14 protein-coding genes are annotated in these 17,091 nt (G+C 61.6%); 5 read left to right on the plus strand and 9 right to left on the minus strand.

Translation table 11 applies throughout. The features are described 5' to 3' along the window. Positions 1–21 precede the first annotated feature (21 nt). On the plus strand, positions 22–495 hold the full coding sequence (locus HZC36_10410; protein ID MBI5707386.1) for a DinB family protein: 474 nt from the start codon (positions 22–24) through the stop codon (positions 493–495). Positions 496–690: 195 nt separating this feature from the next. Here HZC36_10410 and HZC36_10415 read toward each other — a convergent pair whose 3' ends face one another. The 3 genes from HZC36_10415 to HZC36_10425 all read right to left on the minus strand — a co-directional run bounded on the left by HZC36_10415 (position 691) and on the right by HZC36_10425 (position 6,352). Beyond that, positions 691–3,684 (minus strand): indolepyruvate oxidoreductase subunit beta, encoded by a 2,994-nt coding sequence (locus HZC36_10415; GenBank protein ID MBI5707387.1) that lies wholly within the window; start codon positions 3,682–3,684, stop codon positions 691–693. Between the two features lie 3 nt (positions 3,685–3,687). Next, positions 3,688–5,298 (minus strand): indolepyruvate ferredoxin oxidoreductase, encoded by a 1,611-nt coding sequence (locus tag HZC36_10420; GenBank protein ID MBI5707388.1) that lies wholly within the window; start codon positions 5,296–5,298, stop codon positions 3,688–3,690. 487 nt (positions 5,299–5,785) lie between these two features. Next, the gene (locus HZC36_10425; GenBank protein ID MBI5707389.1) at positions 5,786–6,352 is read right to left on the minus strand and encodes a PEP-CTERM sorting domain-containing protein; all 567 of its coding nucleotides are present in this window, start codon (positions 6,350–6,352) and stop codon (positions 5,786–5,788) included. Positions 6,353–6,540: 188 nt separating this feature from the next. Between HZC36_10425 and typA the strand changes: the two genes are divergently transcribed. Beyond that, the gene (gene typA, locus HZC36_10430) at positions 6,541–8,364 is read left to right on the plus strand and encodes a translational GTPase TypA (GenBank protein MBI5707390.1); all 1,824 of its coding nucleotides are present in this window, start codon (positions 6,541–6,543) and stop codon (positions 8,362–8,364) included. A gap of 56 nt (positions 8,365–8,420) precedes the next feature. Here typA and HZC36_10435 read toward each other — a convergent pair whose 3' ends face one another. The 4 genes from HZC36_10435 to HZC36_10450 form a co-directional block, all read right to left on the minus strand. Then, positions 8,421–8,708, minus strand: coding sequence for a hypothetical protein (locus tag HZC36_10435; GenBank protein ID MBI5707391.1), 288 nt, complete (start codon positions 8,706–8,708; stop codon positions 8,421–8,423). A 123-nt stretch (positions 8,709–8,831) separates the two neighbouring features. After that, complete coding sequence (locus tag HZC36_10440; GenBank protein ID MBI5707392.1) at positions 8,832–10,328, minus strand: ABC-F family ATP-binding cassette domain-containing protein; 1,497 nt, start codon at positions 10,326–10,328, stop codon at positions 8,832–8,834. 222 nt (positions 10,329–10,550) lie between these two features. Beyond that, on the minus strand, positions 10,551–11,111 hold the full coding sequence (locus tag HZC36_10445; GenBank protein ID MBI5707393.1) for a hypothetical protein: 561 nt from the start codon (positions 11,109–11,111) through the stop codon (positions 10,551–10,553). Positions 11,112–11,191: 80 nt separating this feature from the next. After that, positions 11,192–11,662, minus strand: coding sequence for a DinB family protein (locus HZC36_10450; protein ID MBI5707394.1), 471 nt, complete (start codon positions 11,660–11,662; stop codon positions 11,192–11,194). An 80-nt stretch (positions 11,663–11,742) separates the two neighbouring features. Between HZC36_10450 and HZC36_10455 the strand changes: the two genes are divergently transcribed. Continuing rightward, positions 11,743–13,599: a CocE/NonD family hydrolase gene (locus HZC36_10455; protein ID MBI5707395.1), complete on the plus strand. Its 1,857-nt coding sequence runs from the start codon at positions 11,743–11,745 to the stop codon at positions 13,597–13,599. A 60-nt stretch (positions 13,600–13,659) separates the two neighbouring features. Then, positions 13,660–15,690: a DUF5110 domain-containing protein gene (locus HZC36_10460; GenBank protein ID MBI5707396.1), complete on the plus strand. Its 2,031-nt coding sequence runs from the start codon at positions 13,660–13,662 to the stop codon at positions 15,688–15,690. Positions 15,691–15,702: 12 nt separating this feature from the next. Here the strand turns inward: HZC36_10460 and HZC36_10465 are convergent, their stop codons facing one another. Continuing rightward, positions 15,703–16,239 carry a GNAT family N-acetyltransferase gene (locus HZC36_10465; protein MBI5707397.1) on the minus strand — a complete coding sequence of 179 codons (537 nt, stop codon included), beginning with the start codon at positions 16,237–16,239 and terminating at the stop codon, positions 15,703–15,705. Between HZC36_10465 and HZC36_10470 the strand changes: the two genes are divergently transcribed. Continuing rightward, positions 16,238–16,708 carry a VOC family protein gene (locus HZC36_10470; protein ID MBI5707398.1) on the plus strand — a complete coding sequence of 157 codons (471 nt, stop codon included), beginning with the start codon at positions 16,238–16,240 and terminating at the stop codon, positions 16,706–16,708. The two genes, HZC36_10465 and HZC36_10470, sit on opposite strands and share 2 nt — an antisense overlap. Here the strand turns inward: HZC36_10470 and HZC36_10475 are convergent, their stop codons facing one another. Then, the gene (locus tag HZC36_10475) at positions 16,709–17,086 is read right to left on the minus strand and encodes a hypothetical protein (GenBank protein MBI5707399.1); all 378 of its coding nucleotides are present in this window, start codon (positions 17,084–17,086) and stop codon (positions 16,709–16,711) included. Positions 17,087–17,091: the final 5 nt, after the last annotated feature.

Raw genomic sequence — 17,091 nt, forward strand, 5'->3', positions numbered from 1 at the left:
CGGTTCGGTTAGAATCCGCTCATGAACCCGTATCTGTTTCCATCGCTCGACAAAGGACCGATCGTGATCGAGCGGCTGCTGGGCCTGATCACCCCGGACAAGGTGGACCGGCCGACGCATCCGGGCCGCTTCACGCCCCGCGAAGTGGTGGCACACCTCGCGGATTGGGAGCCAATACTCTTGGGCCGAATGAAGGCAGCGTTACTGGATTCGGGATCGAGTATTGAAGGCATCGACGAAGGGGAGCGGGCGCTCGCGATGAACTACGCTTCCCTCGATTGGAGGGCTGAGGCCGGGGCCTACGCCGACCGTCGGAACGCGACCATCGCTTGGCTCAGGAACCTGAGCGAGGGCGACTGGGACAAGTTTGTCGTGCACAGCGAGCGCGGAAAGCAGACCATCTGCGACCAAGCCAACCTCCTGCTTGGGCACGATCTGTATCACATCGAGCAGGTCCTAGACGCCGCGGTGGGGCGGTCGGTCGGCACCTGGTGAGGCCCCAGTTTCATTGCGAGGAACGCTGTACAGCGGAATCGGTCCACTCGAGCAAAGGCGTTGGGGCGTTGAGGCACTTGAGAACTGGAACATTTGGACATTGGGGCTCCTGGCATCCGAGCGGGTCGGGTGCGCCCAATCTGTGTAGCCCAGGCGTGCCGCCTGGGTAGCCCCACCGCCACCTTGTAATTGGGCCTATCTCCTCAACCGGTGCTCCATCCACCGGCGAAGTCGCAGCACGGCCTCGTCGGCAGATCGAAACACAGGAATTTCCAATCGGCGGATGGCGGCGGCAAGCGGGTCAAACTGGGCGCCGCTGTCCACGACGAAGACCACCGGCTTCCCGGACGATAGCCATCGCTTGGCAAGTTCGGGGAACGAATCGGCCTGCCCAAGATCGGCCTTCAGAGTCTTGAGCGAAGGCGCCAGCGGCACACAGGACACCACCACGCAGTCCACGTCCTTCGAATCGAGCGCAAGCCGCACGACCTCGTCGTAGACCCGCTCGCTCGCCATGGGGGTGAGATCGAGGGGATTCCTCGGGTTCACAATCGAGTCAAGCCCGTGGGCCGTGAGAATGGCCCCGATGCCGGCCTCCAGGTCCGGGGTGAGCTCCGCCAGGCCCGCGCGAACGCCATTCCGCTCATGGCCCGGGTCGGCCGCAGCGCCGCTGCTTCCTAGCGCGTCGGCCACTGCCACGGCCTCCATCCCCGCGTTCGTCATGCAGAGCACCCTGCCGCCCGAAACCTGCTTTTGGTCGAGCAGCACCGCCAACTCCAGAAGCTGGGAGAACTCGCGAAAGCTCTCGGTCACCAAGGCGCCACTTTGTTCCAGGGCAGACTGGCAGATGTCGTAATCGCCCGCGATTGCGCTGGTGTGGCCCTGGGCGGCGGTTCGCCCCGACTCGGTTCGGCCCGCCTTATAGAAAACGATGTTGCGCCCTGCCTCTGCCAGCCTTTTCATGGACCGGGCGGCTTTTAGGCCGTCCAGCGTCGAAAAACCCTCCAAGTAAACGCCAATAGTGGTGATCTCCGGCTTCGACTCGAGGTAGGCCAGCAGGTCGGAGAGTGAAACATCAGCCTGGTTCCCAAGAGAGACCGCCAGCTTCGGATTGAAGCCTTCGAAGCTGCTGAGCCGGGAGACGACGAACGCGCCGCTTTGCGAGAGGATCGCTACGGGCATGGAAGGCAGCGACCTGCCGCTTGCCAGCTTGTCGTCTGGGACGAAAAACGTGTCATAGGGTCCGGAAGCAGACCTCACGCCAAGGCAGTTCGGCCCCAAGAAGACGGGCCCCTCAGGCTTGGCCCTTGCTTCAGACAAGGCTCGCGCGACCTCGGCGCGGAGCGCTTCGGTGCCCTCGGTCTCCCCCACACCACCCGATATCAGAATGGCGGACCGCACCTTGCCGGAGTCCGTTGCTGAACGAATGACCTCGGGGAGCGCCGAGCTCGGGGTGCTGACCACCAGCAGGTCCACAGGCTCCGGCAAAGCCTCGATCGAGGGGACGCACGAGACACCGTCAATCACCTCGACGCCTTCCTTGACGCACCAGATTCGCCGGGCGTCAAACCCGCTGCGCAAAATGTTGCCCAGGATGACGCGCCCCAGGCCGTCGGGCTTGGAAGGGACGCCGATGACGGCGATGCTGCTCGGTTCGAGCAGGTTCGCAACGCTCTTTTTGGGCCTAGCGGGGGCATCTTTGGCGGCCGGCTGCAACCGGCCCCGCCCATCGAGGGGCACGGGCTTTTGGCCCACGAACGCGAACGGGTTGACCTCCAGCTCGCCGATGTCTGGCCCCTCTTCACCGCGATCGACGCAGAACTTGCGAGCGATGGCGATGAACGCGCCGAAACAGCGCAGCAGTTCGCGATCCTCGACCACACGCTTGTGCCCTCTGGCCTGGCCCGAGAGAAGCTCATACGCGACCGTTTTCTTGAAAAGATCCAAAAACGCTTCCGCATCCACTTCGAAGGCGAGCGCCTTAGCGGCTGCAATTCCGGGCCGTAGTTTGGAGGCCAGAAACTCGGTTTCAAGCCCGCCCAAGCCCGCCGCAATCACGGGGCCAAAGTCGCGGCTGGCGCGGATGCCCACGAACAGCTCGCTGCCCAAACCTCCGACTTCGTGCTCGACGAACTCGACGACAAGGACGCCCGCGACGGAAGAGGTTTCCGCGTGCCGGGAGACCATGCGGTCGATCGCCAGCTTAACCGCCTCGATCTCTTTGGGCACGAAGAGCACGGCCTTGGCTTCGGTTTTGTGGATGACCTGCGGCGAGACCAGCTTCACCACCACTTGCTGTCCGGAAAACTGGGCCAGCACCTCGGGCGAGATCGAGGAGCCCTTGGGGACGAAGGCATGACGTGGAGGCGCGATAGCGCCCACCAATTCGATCAGCCGGTAAACCTCGTGCTCGTAGAGCTGGCGCCGCCCTTCGGTATAGGCGTCCATGAGGATGCTCTCGAACGCGTGTGCTTCTGGACCACTCAGGCCAACGTCCGCGCTAGGTTCCCCCGCAAACACGGGGGCTTCATCGGAGGCGAGCATTTCAGCCGGAATCTCCTCGATCCAGCTTCGGACGCTTCGCGGGAGCGCCCCGTTGGCGAGCGCGTCGACGTAGGCCGAGGCCGCGGTCCTGCCAAACCGCAGCGCGCGAAGGTTCACGTCGATGAACCGCTCGCCCTTGCGCTGGAAGACCCTCTCGATGGAGCTTTCGATTTCGGAGGCCGAAAAGGGAAGAAAGGGCAGTGCCGCACCGAGCGCGGCGACGTTTGCCGCGAGCGTGCTACCGGCGGCACGGCCGAGCTTGTCCATGTCGAGCGCGACGTGGTTTCGGAACGCGGTGATGTGGTCGAGCACCGTCTCGATGGGGGGATAGTCGTTGATGTTCGCGACCGCGTTCGTGTTGGCGACAATTGCTCCGGAGGGCTTGAGCATTGGTACGTAACGCAGGGCTTCCAAGGGCTCCACGGCTAAAACCAGGTCCCCTCGCCCTGCAGGAATGAGCTCACTATAGATCTCGGAATCGGAGATGCGCAGGTGCGAATAGACGGCTCCGCCGCGCTGGGACATGCCGTGCGTTTCAGCTTGCTTGACGTGAAGGCCCTTCTCGATCGCCGCTTCGGAGAGGATCCGCGCAATCGTCAGGATGCCCTGGCCACCCACACCGGCGAGAATGATGTTGAGCTGCATGGCCTACTCCTGCCCTCCGGCTGCGGCGCTTGCGGCTTCGATCTTGGCGGGTTTGAGCCTAACGCAAGCCCGGCGAGCGACGACCACGCTCAAGCCCTCGTGGGCGATTCCCTCCTTGATGGCGGCGACGTTGGCTGCGTGGTGCTTGGGCAGGGGGTCGAAGTCGAGCACGTGCTTCACCCCAAGCCCCCGGATGATCTCCATGAGCCCCTCGCCCGTCGCCATGGAATCTTGGGCGCCAGTCATCGCGGTGGTCGCGTTGTCGAGGATCATGACGGTGATGTTCGCGTCCTCGTGGACGGCCCCCAGCAACCCGGCCATTCCAGAATGGGCGAAAGTGGAGTCGCCGATGGTGCAGAGCACGGGATGCCTTCCGGCACGAGCGGCCCCCATCGCCATCCCAATTGAGGCGCCCATGTCTACGCACGAATGCACCGCGCTAAACGGCGGCATGATGCCCAGGGTGTAGCATCCGATGTCGCCGAACATGAGGGGGTGATCATGGCCTGCGGTCGCGTCGATGATTGCGTTGAAGGTGCTGGAATGCGGGCACCCCTTACAGAACTGTGGGGGCCTGCCTGCGACCAAGGAGTCTGCAGGCATCCCTTCAACTTGGGGTATTCCAAGCGCCCTAGAGACGATGTCCGGCAGAAGCTCGCCATCCAGGGGAAGTGAGCCCTCCAACTTGCCCCGTATCTGCTTGCCCGGCACCCCATAGAGTCCGCATAGGCGCGACTCGATGAAGGGGTAGCCCTCTTCGAGGACCACGATCTCGTCGCAGTGGTCCACGAGCTTGCGAATCAGGTTGCCCGGCAGCGGGTATACGCCGACCCGCAACAGCGAATCGGCTGCGTCCTCGCCGACGGCTTCGCGAACGTAGTTGTAGGCCGTGCTGGTGCAGAGGACCCCTCGCTTGCCGGCGAGCCGCAGCCGGTTGAACGGCGACTCTTCGGCAAACGCGAGGAATTGTGCCTGCAAATCGAGCAAACGGCGGTTCCTGCGGCGCGCGTTGGCGGGGACGAGCGTCCAGTCATTCGGGTTGGGCAAATCGAGCAGGACCGACCGCCGCTCTCGTTCGTTTTCCTCGGGCAGAACGACGGTCGAGCGACTGTGCGCGAGTCGGGTCACGAGCCTTAGCAGCACGGGGGTCTGGAAACGCTCCGAGACCCGGAATGCCTCGCGGACCATGTCGTAGCACTCTTGGTGCGTACTCGGCTCGAAGCAGGGGATGCGCGCGAACTCGGCGTAGAACCTGGAATCCTGCTCGTTCTGGGAGGAGTGCATGCCCGGGTCGTCAGCGACGGCGATGACGAGCCCGCCGTTGACGCCTGTCAGTGCGGAGCTCATCAGGGGGTCAGCGGCGACATTTAGGCCGACGTGCTTCATCGTGACCAAGGCGCGCTTGCCGGCATAGGACATGCCGAGCGCCTCTTCAAGGGCCACCTTTTCATTGGCGGACCATCTGGCATCCAGGAACGGCGCGAAGATCTGGATGGACTCGAATATCTCCGTCGAAGGGGTTCCGGCATAGCCGAAGGCGCCCGCGACACCGGCGTCGATGGCCCCCCAAGCGACCGCTTCGTCGCCCAGGAGCAGCTCATACCTTTCAGGCATGCACAAGATGTACCTGGAAGTGTGGTTTGGCTAGTGGGGGCCAGAGCCTGCGCCGCGGTTTGCGAGTGGGCGCTCGACTCTCACCAAGCCCCAAGTTGAACCTGAGTGCTCCGTTTGCGGAGCAATGGTGAGATCCGAATCTCTACTTTTTTGTTTGCGTCAATGAGTCGCTGCAGCTTCGAATCGAGTTGCTTCAGCGAGCTTCATTGGGACTGTTGAAGGCTGGCTTGCCAGGTTTTGCCGGAGTCGTTCCGGAGCCTAACGACATCTTTCTCGGAAATCGGGTCGGCGGTCGCCTTCAGGTTGGGTCGAGGCAGAACAAGCGAGGGCCGGGAGCCGACAGGCCAGGACCGGCCTCAAGGCCCATGGGCGGAAGGGGGTGCGCGGAGGAGACGGTGGTTTGGCAATGCACCCAAGCCCCCGATGGGATTAACCACGGGGGCATGGGCATTGAGTCCTCAGAAGACTCATCTGCAGGATGGCCAGACTAACCTCGGCGTGAACGCTTCCGACCGAGAAGCACCAGCCCGGCACCGACGACGGCCAAGCTGGCCGGTTCGGGCACAGCGCTGACTTCAAAGTTATCCCAGTAGATCGAGTTCGGGAATGGGCCTTCGCCTGAGCAGATCACGTAGGCGATGCCGGAACCGGAAACAGACACCGGCCCTGCAGGCCCAGAAGCGCCTCCATAGAGGACGGAGTCGGTATCGACCACGACGTCCGAAGCGTTGTACGCGGTCAAGGTTTGGGATCCGTCATCGTCCGCGCCGAAATCGCCGAAGTAGGCGGAAACCGAAGTAACGGCTGACGAGAAGTCCACTCGCATATTCGGCCGGGGGTTGGGGGAAGACGAAATGAGGGAAGCGCCGCCAAAACCTGAGAAGCCAGTCGACGTTACGGTGATGCCTTGGCCGCCCGAGGCGGTCGCGGTCAAGCCGGAAACGGTCTGCGAGACGGTGCCGTAATCGCCTTCAGAGAGGTTTTCCCAGTCGAAGACGATGGCTTGCGCGCTAACAGCCGACGCAAGGACAGCTAGAATTGATGCTCTTTTCAACACAATGATCCTCCGTGGTGCGGCAGAACCCGCGCCACGGCTAATAGTATAAGTCTGTTTGACAGATCTGGCGACAAACTGGCTGAATCCAGGCAAAAATGGCAGGTGCGGACGGTTAACGAAGATACAGAGGCGCGCCTCTCTTTATAAGCCAGCCACGACGCGCCAAGGTACAATCTCATCTCCCCATGCCCTCTCAAATCCGCAATGTCGGCATCATTGCGCACGTCGATCATGGCAAGACCACCCTCGTGGACGCCATCTTTCGGCAGGCGGGGCTCTTTCGCGCCAACCAGCACGTGCACGACCGCGTCATGGACTCCGGCGACCTGGAACGCGAGAAGGGCATCACCATCCTCAGCAAGGTCGCGAGCGTCCACTACAAGGACTACAAGATCAACATTGTCGACACTCCAGGCCACGTGGACTTCGGCGGGGAGGTCGAGCGGGTGCTCAGCATGGTGGACGGTGTGCTCCTGGTCGTCGACGCCAATGAGGGCCCCATGCCCCAGACCCGGTTCGTGCTGAAGAAGGCGCTGCTGAACAAGCTCAAGCCGATCGTGTGCATCAACAAGATCGACCGTGAGGGAGCGAGGCCGCTCGACGCCTACGACAAGACTATCGACCTCTTCATCGACCTTGGTGCAAGCGAAGACGACATCTTCTTCCCACACCTCTACACCAGCGGGTCGGGGGGCTTTGCACGAGTCTCGCCGGATGGCTCCGAACACGACATGCGCGAGTTGTTCGAGATGATCGTGAATGCTGTGCCGCCGCCGTCGGTCGAGCGTGAGGGTCCGGCGATGCTGCAGGTCAACAACCTCGACTACTCGGAGTATCTGGGCCGGATGTTCGGCGGCAAGCTGCTGCGGGGCTCGATCAAGGTCGGCGACCGAATGGTCCGCTCGCGAGAAGGCAAGCAGCTCTCGTTCGGGGTCACCAAGATTTGGACTTACGAAGGGATCGAGCTCAAAGAGATCGACGAAGGCAAAGCCGGCGAGATCGTGATGCTCTCGGGGCTCGATGACGTGCAGGTCAGCGACACCCTGAGCGACGCCTCACAAGTCGAGGAAATGGCGCCCATCGCCGTCGAGCCGCCGACTTTGGCGATGAGCTTCTACGCGAACATTTCGCCGCTCGCCGGGCGCGATGGCGGAAAATTCCTGACCATCCACAAGATTCGCGAGCGGTTGGAGCGCGAGGCCAAGATCAGCGTGGCGCTCAGAATTGACGACACCGCTCCGCCCGAGACGGTCAAGCTGAACGCGCGCGGCGAATTGCAGCTTGCCATTTTGATCGAGACCATGCGCCGCGAGGGCTACGAGATGGCCATCAGCCGCCCGGAAGTGCTGCTCAGGCGCGATGACGAGGGCGTCAAGGAGCCCATCGAAGAACTGGCGCTTGAACTGCCGGACGACTCCGTTGGCCCGGTCATGGAGGAGCTTAGCCGCCGAAAGGCCGACCTGCGCGATATGGCCCGCAACGAGCATGGACGCGCCAAGCTGATCTATAGCATTCCCACGCGCGGCCTGATCGGGTTTCGGTCGATGTACCTGACCCTTACTCGTGGTGAGGGCTTGTTGGCGCAGATGCTCCTCGGCTACCAGCCTTATCGCGGCGAAGTGCAGTCCCGATCCAGGGGTTCGCTCATCGCCAAGGACCCGGGCAAGGTCACCCGGTACGCCTATGAGGACATTCAGGAGCGCGGCCAGCTCTTCTGCCCAGTGGGCACCGATGTCTATGGCGGCATGATCGTGGGCGAGTGCTCACGCGACGAAGACATGGTGGTCAACATCTCCAAAGAGAAGGCCGCCAACAACATGCGATCCTCGACTTCCGACCAGACCATGGCCCTTGACCCGCACAAAGATTTCTCGCTTGAGCAGGCGCTGGCTTGGATCCGTGACGACGAGCTCCTGGAGGTCACGCCAAAGTCTCTGAGATTCAGGAAGAAGATCCTCGATCACAGCGAGCGGCGAGTTTCTGAACGACGGTCCGAGATCACTGTTTAGCCTTGGCCGCCATCGACTTCGGCTACGGCAAGGCGCGATCCCCCTTCATTAAGGGCCTAGTCCTCAGTAGTGCCTTTGACGCTGTCGATCCAGTCGGCAGCTTCTTCCAAACCATGCTCTTTCATGGCTTTGGCAAAGGCCCCGTTCTCATCCATCACGAGCCGTTGATAGGCCGCCTCATCTTCGTAGGCATGGACGGCCGTGGCAACCTCGCCGTCGAAGATCGTGTTCAGGAACACGACCCCGGGTTGGGCTCGGAGCATCGTTCGAACCTGTCTTGACTTGTTCTTGACTTCTTCTGCCTTCCCGGGTTTGGCGCGCCAGCGCGAAATGACCATATACATGGGCGGACTTCTCCTTGTGTCTCGAGTTCCCGGCCCCAACCAATGCCGTATCGGCCGGCAACAGTGACAGTCTAGTATAGATTCAGTTACAGGGGAATGCAACCTGAATCGGATCAGTCCCCCTCAAGACCTCGCTACTGCGCCGAGCTGCTGAGACCCCGTCGCGATCCGCTCGATGAAGGCCGCATCGTGGCTGGTGAAGACGACGGCCCCAGGGAACTGAAGGATCGCTTCCTCCAGCGCCTCCATCGCCGCGACGTCGAGGTGATTGGTTGGCTCATCGAGCAGCAGGACGTTGGCGGGAGAGAGTAACAGAGCCACGAGTTCAGCTTTCGTCCGCTCGCCTACCGAGAGCACGCCAACCGGCTTCTCGGCGGCGACGTTCCTCAGCCCCAAGCACGCAAGCAACGTACGCACAGAGTCCTCATCGCCCTCGATTGCTTCGGCGAGAGGCAACTCAGCGTCCAGTCGTTCTCGACCCTGGGTGAGATAGGCCGCCTTGGCGTCCGGCGCCCATAGCACTGTGCCGCGGTCCGGCGCGATCTCGCCAAGCAGGATCTTTAGGAGCGTAGTCTTTCCCGAGCCGTTGGGCCCGAGCAGCGCGACTCGTTCACCGGCACACACCGTGAGGTTGAGTCCAGAAAAGAGTTCACGATCGCCAAAGCGCTGCCACAGACCGCGAACGGTGACGGCGTCCGAATAGCGCAGCGGCCGCGAACTGAACCTGAGCGACACCTCATCGGGATCGAAGGGCTTTTCGGTTCTCTGAGTCACAACCTTTTCTGCCTTTCTCCTGAGCGCGCGTGCCGTCTTCGCGATTTTGGCTTCCTTGGCCGCATAGAACGGCGAGTGAAAGGGATCGTAAGTCTGGCCCGATGGGCGCTTCGTCATCGAGACGGCGTGGGCGATCGTTTCCAGAGCAACGCGCTTGAGGCGCCGCTCCTCCTTTTGGCTCCGCTCGTAGGCGGCGCGCTGCTGGGATTCGGCCAGGGCTTTGGCCTCCCTCGCTTCGCTGTAGCCGCCGGCGTATTCGGACAGCCCGCCGCGATTCAGTTCGAGAGTGCGGTCGGCGACGGCGTCGATCACGGCCCGGTCGTGGCAGACCATGAGGCAGGACCCTTGCCAGCCGAGCAAGAACCGCACCAACCAGTCCTTGCCTTCACGGTCTAGGTGGTTCGTGGGCTCGTCGAGAAGCAGGATGTCCGGCGACGATGCGGCGGCGCGCGCGATCTCTGCGCGGACCCGTTCCCCGATGCTGAAGTGAACCGCGGGTTCATCAAGGCGCGAGGGCAGAATGCCCAGCTTGGCGATCGCTCGGTTAAGCTGAGCCCTGGTCGCGCCGTCGTGGCCCGCGGGAAGCAGGGCATCCACAAGGGCTCCCTCGACCCGCGTCGCCACATCCTGAGAAACGTAGGCCAGTGTCGCGCCGTCCTGCAACACCACACGGCCGCTTCTTGGCGAGAGTAAGCCCGCGAGAATCTGGATAAGGCAGCTCTTTCCGGCCCCGTTTGGGCCGATGAGGCAGACAAGTTCCCCTCGGTCGACGGAGAGGTTCAGTGATTCGAAAAGAGGGGCAGAAAGCGGCCCGGGCTGATAGGAAAGGTGGAAGGCTTGTAACAAGGGAAACTCCTGGCGATGACGAACGGCAGGGCTCGAACCCAGGTATGTGTGGGCTCTGAGCAGGTGGCCGAATTCAGGAGTTGTCTGTCATAGCGGTCGCGCGGGCGACGACGAGATTATAGCATAGGAAGTTCTGTGTCCCACCCTGACCTATAGGAGCCCCTCCCTTGGTTTTCGCGAAGCGGAAACTGAGGGAGGGGTTGGGGTGGGAGACCAGGGGAGCTATACGGCCGCCGCAGCCGCTTGGGGCCACATCCAGCCAAACACGGCCCCGGTGATCAGCCCGTAGACGATGCCATCAAAGAGGTAGGCCCAGAACCCCGACTTCGTGGTTCCATACCAAACAGTCCCCGGCATCCACCCAAACGTGTAGGCCATGACCGCAGCCACGCCGGTGATACGGAACACGTGCATGAAGTCTCCGGACAGGTTCATCGCATGCGCCTGATACGCCACGAACACGCTCACCAGCAGGTTGATCACGAACATAAGCCCCAGGTTCCTGCCGAAGCTGAACGGCCCGCAAAGCCGGATTGTGCCCATGGGCCCGGTCTTCATCTTCTCCTGAATCTCGGGCGATTTCATCGTCTCCGAGGTGCAGTAGGGGATCATGTATTGTCCCGGGGGCACCCCTTGGAGAGCCTCGTCGACCTTTGCCTCATCGGGGAGTTGGCCGTAGTCTCCCTTGTGGAACGGAAGCACCATATGAAAGACGCTGCTGGCTACAAAGACGAGCGCGGCCGACACGACGATCGGCATCCATAGCTCGGTAAGGAAGCCCATGTTTAACCTCCGGTATCGTCCCCAAAACTAATCTGGACGCTACAGTATAGATACGGGCTAAAAACCTCGAAAGACTCCCGCTAGAACTTCCAATGCATAGCGTCATCGCCGGTCAGCGTCTGAATGTAGGCAAGCTGGGCGTCGTGATAGATCGGGTGCCGCACGGCGATGCTCGCAATCTCCAGAGCTGAAGTCTGGCCAGACGGAACCATGATCGGGGTCTCCATCTGGTCCTCCGGGAACGTATCCCAGGCAGCAAGCAGTTCGGAGAGCGACGACTCCAGGTCTTCGACCATCTGCTGCCTGGTGGTGTAGCCCTCGGGCGCCTTGGTCCAGGGCATGGGGGTCCATGGGTCGGGCACCTCGCCGCGCAGCCGCTTGGCGATCCGCCGGGCCACAAAGGAGACCTCAAAGCTGAGATCGGCGGGCGTCCTCGCGCACCCCCCGGGACTTTGCGTAAGCTGATCTTCAGGAATCGCTTTCAGGTCGTCGAGAAAGAGATTGGTGTTTTGGCTCATCCCATCGCGGATGTACTGCTTCAGACTGGTCATGACGCAGGATCATACCGAAAGATGGTGAGTTCCGAGTTCCCCCAGGAGGACAGAGCCGCTGTCCGGCGAAATCTGGACCCATGATCCGAAAGACCACGTTCACCCTGGCCCTGTTCATAGCCGTCTTGTCGACTTCTCCGGCGCAGAGCAGCTACGTTCGCGAGCATTTCAATAAGATGGAAGTGCAGATCCCGATGAGGGATGGCGTCAAGCTGTGGACGACCATCTATGCACCCAGCGACGCGGGGGCGGCAACGCCCTTCCTGATGATGCGCACCCCCTACAGTTGCGCTCCCTACGGCGCCAACAACTATCGGGATTCGCTGGGCCCGGAGTTCACCTTCACACAGGAGCGGATGATCTTCGTCTATCAGGATGTTCGGGGGCGGTACATGTCGGAGGGCGGTTTCCAATGGATGACGCCTTATATCCCCAACAAGAAGCCTGGGCAGGTGGATGAGGCAACGGACACCTGGGACACGATCGATTGGCTGCTCAAGAACGTGGCCAACAACAACGGCCGAGTAGGGGTTTATGGCACGAGTTTTCCCGGGCATTACGCGGCACAGTGCCTGATCGAGCCGCACCCCGCGCTAAAGGCCGTGAGCCCGCAGGCGCCCATGGCGGACAACTGGCTTGGCGACGACATGCACCACAACGGCGCGTTCTGGCTGCCCCACGCCATGGGTTTCCTCTCCGGATTTGGCGTCAAGCGAGACGGCCCGACCCAGCGCTATGGTCCACGCGCCTATTCGATGGACACTCAAGACGGCTATGACTTCTACCTCCGCATGGGGCCGATCGCCAACGCGTTGACGAAGTACAACATGAACCGCATCGAGCTCTGGAAGAAGTGGGTCGAGCATCCTGATTACGATGCGTATTGGGCGCCGCAAAACGTGCCGCAGCACCTAAAGAAGGCAGGCAATGTGGCCGTGCTCATCGTCGGAGGGTGGTGGGACGCGGAGGATCTGCAGGGCCCCCTGAAGATCCATGAAGCCATTGAGAAGTTCTCACCGCAAAACAACACGAAGATCGTGATGGGACCCTGGTACCACGGCTCATGGAACGGCGGCCCCGGCACGTCGCTCCACGACATCCAGTGGACCACCAAGACGGGCGAAGACTTTCGAGCCAACCTGCAGAAGCCGTTCTTCAGGCACTATCTGCTGGACGCCGATGCGCCGAATATTGCAGAGGCAACGTTGTTCGACGTCGGCGCGGACAAGTGGCGTGAATTCAGGCAGTGGCCCACAAAGGACGCGAGGGCCACATCCTTCTACTTGGGCCAAGGGGGCAAGCTCGGGTTCACTGCCTCGACGGCCAAAGGGCTGTTTGAGGAATACCTGAGCGATCCGGCCAAGCCGGTGCCCTCCTCAGGCTCGATTTCGCCTGGCATGCCTCGGCAATACATGATCGAGGATCAGCGCTTTGCCTGGACCCGGCCGGACGTGCTCACGTTCAGCACGGGCGACTTGGCCAAGGACACCACGTTGGCTGGACCGGTCAAGGTCTCCCTCTTTGTTTCGACGACGGGCACCGATGCCGACTTTGTGGTGAAGCTGATCGACGTGTTCCCGAACAACTCCGGCGCAAAGTCCCCGCGCGAAGCCAATTACCCGATGGGCGGATATCAGATGCTCATTCGCGGTGAGCCGATGAGGGCCCGTTACCGGCAGTCGTGGTCAAAGCCGATTGCGATGAAGCCGGGCAAGGTTGAGAAAGTGGAGTTCACGATGCCTGACGTGGTGCACACGTTTGGCAAGGGCCACCGGATCATGGTGCAGGTTCAAAGTTCTTGGTTTCCGGTGATGGACCGGAACCCACAGACCTTCGTGAACATCATGACGGCCAAGGCTTCCGACTTCAAAAAGGCGACGCACCGAGTGTATGTGTCCGGCAAGACTCCAAGCCGGCTGATCGTGGGTGTTCTATAGGCCAAGGGAGAGCGACAACGCCAATGACAGGGCTCGATCGAATCCACTAGACTGATCGCGATGGTCGGGATACTTGTGGCGGCGGGGCTGGGTGGTTCGATGGGAACATTGGTGTGGAAACCGGTAGCACCTGGTGTATGGCAGGCTCAGGTCGGCAGGCGAGACCTTCCGACCTTGATGACGGCGGCGGGAGGAACACCCGCCAAGGTGGGTTTGGAGGGCCTTGGCAGAGGGTTGGCAGCCGATTCCGGCTCCTCAGGAATGGCCGCCGGAGGATTTGCTTCGGCCCGCATCCCGATCGAGCCCTCCGAAAAGATCTACGGGCTTGGACTTCAGATGCACGGGCTGAACCGGCGCGACGGCATCTATCGGCTGCGCGTCGATCACTATTCCTCGGGCAACGAGCGGCTGCATGCTCCGGTGCCGCTCTATGTGAGCAGCCGGGGCTATGCGGTGCTCTTCGACACATCGCGGCCCATCACAGTGAGTGTCGGCATTGGCAATCAGCGCGGCGCTCCAAATCCTCCAGCCCGCGACCGAAACACCGATCCGGCATGGGACGCACAGCCCTTCTCGGGCGCTGTGGAAGCCAGCGTGCAGGGTCCAGGACTCACGATCTATTGGTTCGAGGGCCCAACCCCAATGCAGGCCGTGCAGCGCTACAACCTGTTCTGTGGGGGTGGCGCCATGCCCCCGCGCTGGGCGTTAGGGTTCTGGCACAGAACGCCCTCGCTTGCGGACCAGAACGCCGTGTCAAGCGAAGTGTCGGAGTTCGAGAAGCGCGGCTTTCCGATCGACGTGATCGGCCTGGAGCCAGGATGGCAGTCCAGTTCTTACCCTTGCACCTTTGAATGGAGCGCTAAGCGCTTCCCGAACCCGGGGCGGTTCGTGAAAGACATGTCCGTAAAGGGAGTTCGCGTGAACCTTTGGACCAACCCGTATGTGTCCGAAAAATCTCCCATATATGAGGCATTGGAGGGCCATTTTGGCAGCCACATGGTTTGGCTCGGCGCTGTTCCCGATATGATGCAGCCCGCCGCTCAGAAGACCCTGACGGACTACTTCCAGAACGAGCATCTGCGGATCGGCGTCAGCGGCTACAAGATCGACGAAGTCGACGGCTTCGACAATTGGCTTTGGCCCGACCACGCGGCGTTTCCTTCGGGGCTCTCGGGGGTTCAGATGCGCCAGGTGTACGGTCTGCTTTGGCAGAGAACCCTCGAAGACCTTTATCGCAAAGAAGGCAGGCGCTCATTCGGGCTCGTTCGCGGTTCGAACGCTGGATCCAGTCGATTTCCCTATGCGATCTACAGCGACACCTACGACCATCGCGAGTACCTCACAGGCATGATCAGTACGGGGTTCGCCGGCGTGCTCTGGTGTGCAGAAGCCCGAGATGCCGCAAATGGCGAGGAATGGGTTCGCCGGATGCAGACGGCCGCCGTCTCGCACATCGCCCAACTCAACGCCTGGGCGTCGGGGACGAAGCCCTGGAGCTTCCCAGGGTTTGAAGACGCGGTGCGCTCGGCTATGAGACTTCGAATCCAGCTCGTGCCGTACCTGTACACCGCCTTTGCGAAGTACCACTTCGAAGGTCTGCCCGTCATTCGTCCCATGGCCCTTGTCGACGGCGGCCAGGAGATGGACCAGTTCCTCCTGGGAGACGACCTCTTGGCGGCCCCGATGCTTACTGGTCAGAGGTCGCGCAAGGTGCGGCTCCCAAAGGGTCGCTGGTTTGATTTCCATACCGGGGTCCTGGTTGGAAGTGGGGAGACGATCGAGGTCCAGCCCGGTCTGGAAACGATTCCCCTCTTCGTTCGGGACGGTGCGCTTATCCCCGCCTTGCCCACAGGCGTCAAGAACGCGTCCTATGGGGAGAGCGAGCCGTTCGAAGTTCGCCGCTATGGCGCCGCACACGCTCGAGGGTGGCTCTACGACGACGATGGGACCAGCTTCGCCTATGAGCAAGGGGCCTATGCGATGCGCGAGCTTCAAGTCGGAACAGATGGGGCGCTTGTATCGAACCTGAAGTCTGGGAAACCGTCGCTTGGCGGCCGAAAGCTCAACCTAAGGGCGATGGGTGGCACGTGATACCGGCCATTGTCAAAGCTTGATCGCCATGACCGCATGCGCGAAGTCAAAGTAGGGGACCACCCGCTCGAACGACATCCCCAGCTTGCGCGCGAGCGCCATGGAGGGCTCGTTTTCCGGGCGGATGAGGGCAATCGTACGTTGGGCGCCGACCACATCCCTGGCGTAGTTCAGGCAGCCCAAGGCTCCCTCAAAGGCATAGCCCAACCTCCAGAAAGGCCGGTGGACGATCCAACCCAGACCGAGTTCGGTGGTCTCCCCGACCTCCTGGTGTAAGAGCCCGATTTGCCCGATGGGCTGGCCAAGAGCGCGATCCAGAGCGAGCCAATAGCCGTAGGAGTGATCGCGATAGCGTGCCCGGTGTCTCTCGATCCACTGCTCGCACTCCTCAGCGTGATAGGGCCTCGGCCAGAAGCGCATGACCTCGGGATCGCCGAGCATTTCGACAAGAAACCCTAGGTCGTTCCACTCCAGCTCGACCAGATCGAGCCGTTCGGTTTGGAGGATCGGCTTGCGCATGGCCTCTGGCGCTATTATGAAGACCATCATGGAAACTCCTTCACCCCTCAAGGGCTTCAAACTGGCGCAAGTCGCGATGGGTGTTCGCGATATCGAGGCCGCTTCGCGCCGATGGGCGGCGGCTTTGGGGGTTGACGTGCCGCCGGTGATTGAAGTGGATTCGGGCGACAAGGTGCGGATGCGGTATCGGGGTGTGGCCTCCGAAGCTCGAGTTAGGTTGGCTTTCTTTGATCTAGGCGGGGTGCAGCTCGAACTGGTCGAGCCGGTGGGTGAGAACAGCGCCTGGGAAGAGGGGCTGGCGCGGAACGGGGAGTCCGTCCATCACTTGGCGTTCTGGACCGAGAACATGGTTCAGTCTGCAGAAGACCTTAAGGCTCACGGCGTGACCCTGATCCAGCGCGGCGACATGGGAGAGGGACAGTACGCCTACTTCGACGCCTACGAACCGTTTGGCTGCATGATCGAGCTCCTGGAGCGAAAGAGGTCGGGAGAGGTTTAGCTATCGACCTGTTTCGGAACTCTCGGTCGGCTCTTCCCGCCCCTCCCGTCGGCCTATCTCGCGGGCGCAAAGCGCCATCAGAAGCGAGACGAATCCAAACGCCAACCAGTAGAGTGGCGACTTGGCAGGAACCAGCAGCCAGTAGAGGGCCATCGCAAAGAAATACAGGCTCATGACCCGAAAATAGGTACGCAGGTGGCGTCTTGGAGTTAGGAACCCGAGCCCAACGGCAAGGCCGAGCCCGGTCATCCCAATAAGGTCTGACAGGATGCTCGTTGGACTTCCCAGCCCAAAGACGCCGACAATTCCCAGGACTGTCAAACCAACCAGAAAACGCAGCCAGTCTTGCATCCGGAGCAGCCGATCGCCTGCTTCCATGATCC

The organism is Armatimonadota bacterium (genome assembly GCA_016223145.1).
Lineage (GTDB): Bacteria > Armatimonadota > Fimbriimonadia > Fimbriimonadales > Fimbriimonadaceae > Nitrosymbiomonas.

Coding starts and splice junctions, on each gene's coding strand:
- HZC36_10445 (MBI5707393.1), bottom strand. CDS start 11,111: ATGGGCTTCCTTACCGAGCTATGGATGCCGATCGTCGTGTCGGCCGCG.
- HZC36_10470 (MBI5707398.1), top strand. CDS start 16,238: ATGGAAACTCCTTCACCCCTCAAGGGCTTCAAACTGGCGCAAGTCGCG.
- typA (MBI5707390.1), top strand. CDS start 6,541: ATGCCCTCTCAAATCCGCAATGTCGGCATCATTGCGCACGTCGATCAT.
- HZC36_10415 (MBI5707387.1), bottom strand. CDS start 3,684: ATGCAGCTCAACATCATTCTCGCCGGTGTGGGTGGCCAGGGCATCCTG.
- HZC36_10455 (MBI5707395.1), top strand. CDS start 11,743: ATGATCCGAAAGACCACGTTCACCCTGGCCCTGTTCATAGCCGTCTTG.
- HZC36_10420 (MBI5707388.1), bottom strand. CDS start 5,298: ATGCCTGAAAGGTATGAGCTGCTCCTGGGCGACGAAGCGGTCGCTTGG.
- HZC36_10475 (MBI5707399.1), bottom strand. CDS start 17,086: ATGGAAGCAGGCGATCGGCTGCTCCGGATGCAAGACTGGCTGCGTTTT.
- HZC36_10460 (MBI5707396.1), top strand. CDS start 13,660: ATGGTCGGGATACTTGTGGCGGCGGGGCTGGGTGGTTCGATGGGAACA.
- HZC36_10465 (MBI5707397.1), bottom strand. CDS start 16,239: ATGATGGTCTTCATAATAGCGCCAGAGGCCATGCGCAAGCCGATCCTC.
- HZC36_10450 (MBI5707394.1), bottom strand. CDS start 11,662: ATGACCAGTCTGAAGCAGTACATCCGCGATGGGATGAGCCAAAACACC.
- HZC36_10410 (MBI5707386.1), top strand. CDS start 22: ATGAACCCGTATCTGTTTCCATCGCTCGACAAAGGACCGATCGTGATC.
- HZC36_10435 (MBI5707391.1), bottom strand. CDS start 8,708: ATGTATATGGTCATTTCGCGCTGGCGCGCCAAACCCGGGAAGGCAGAA.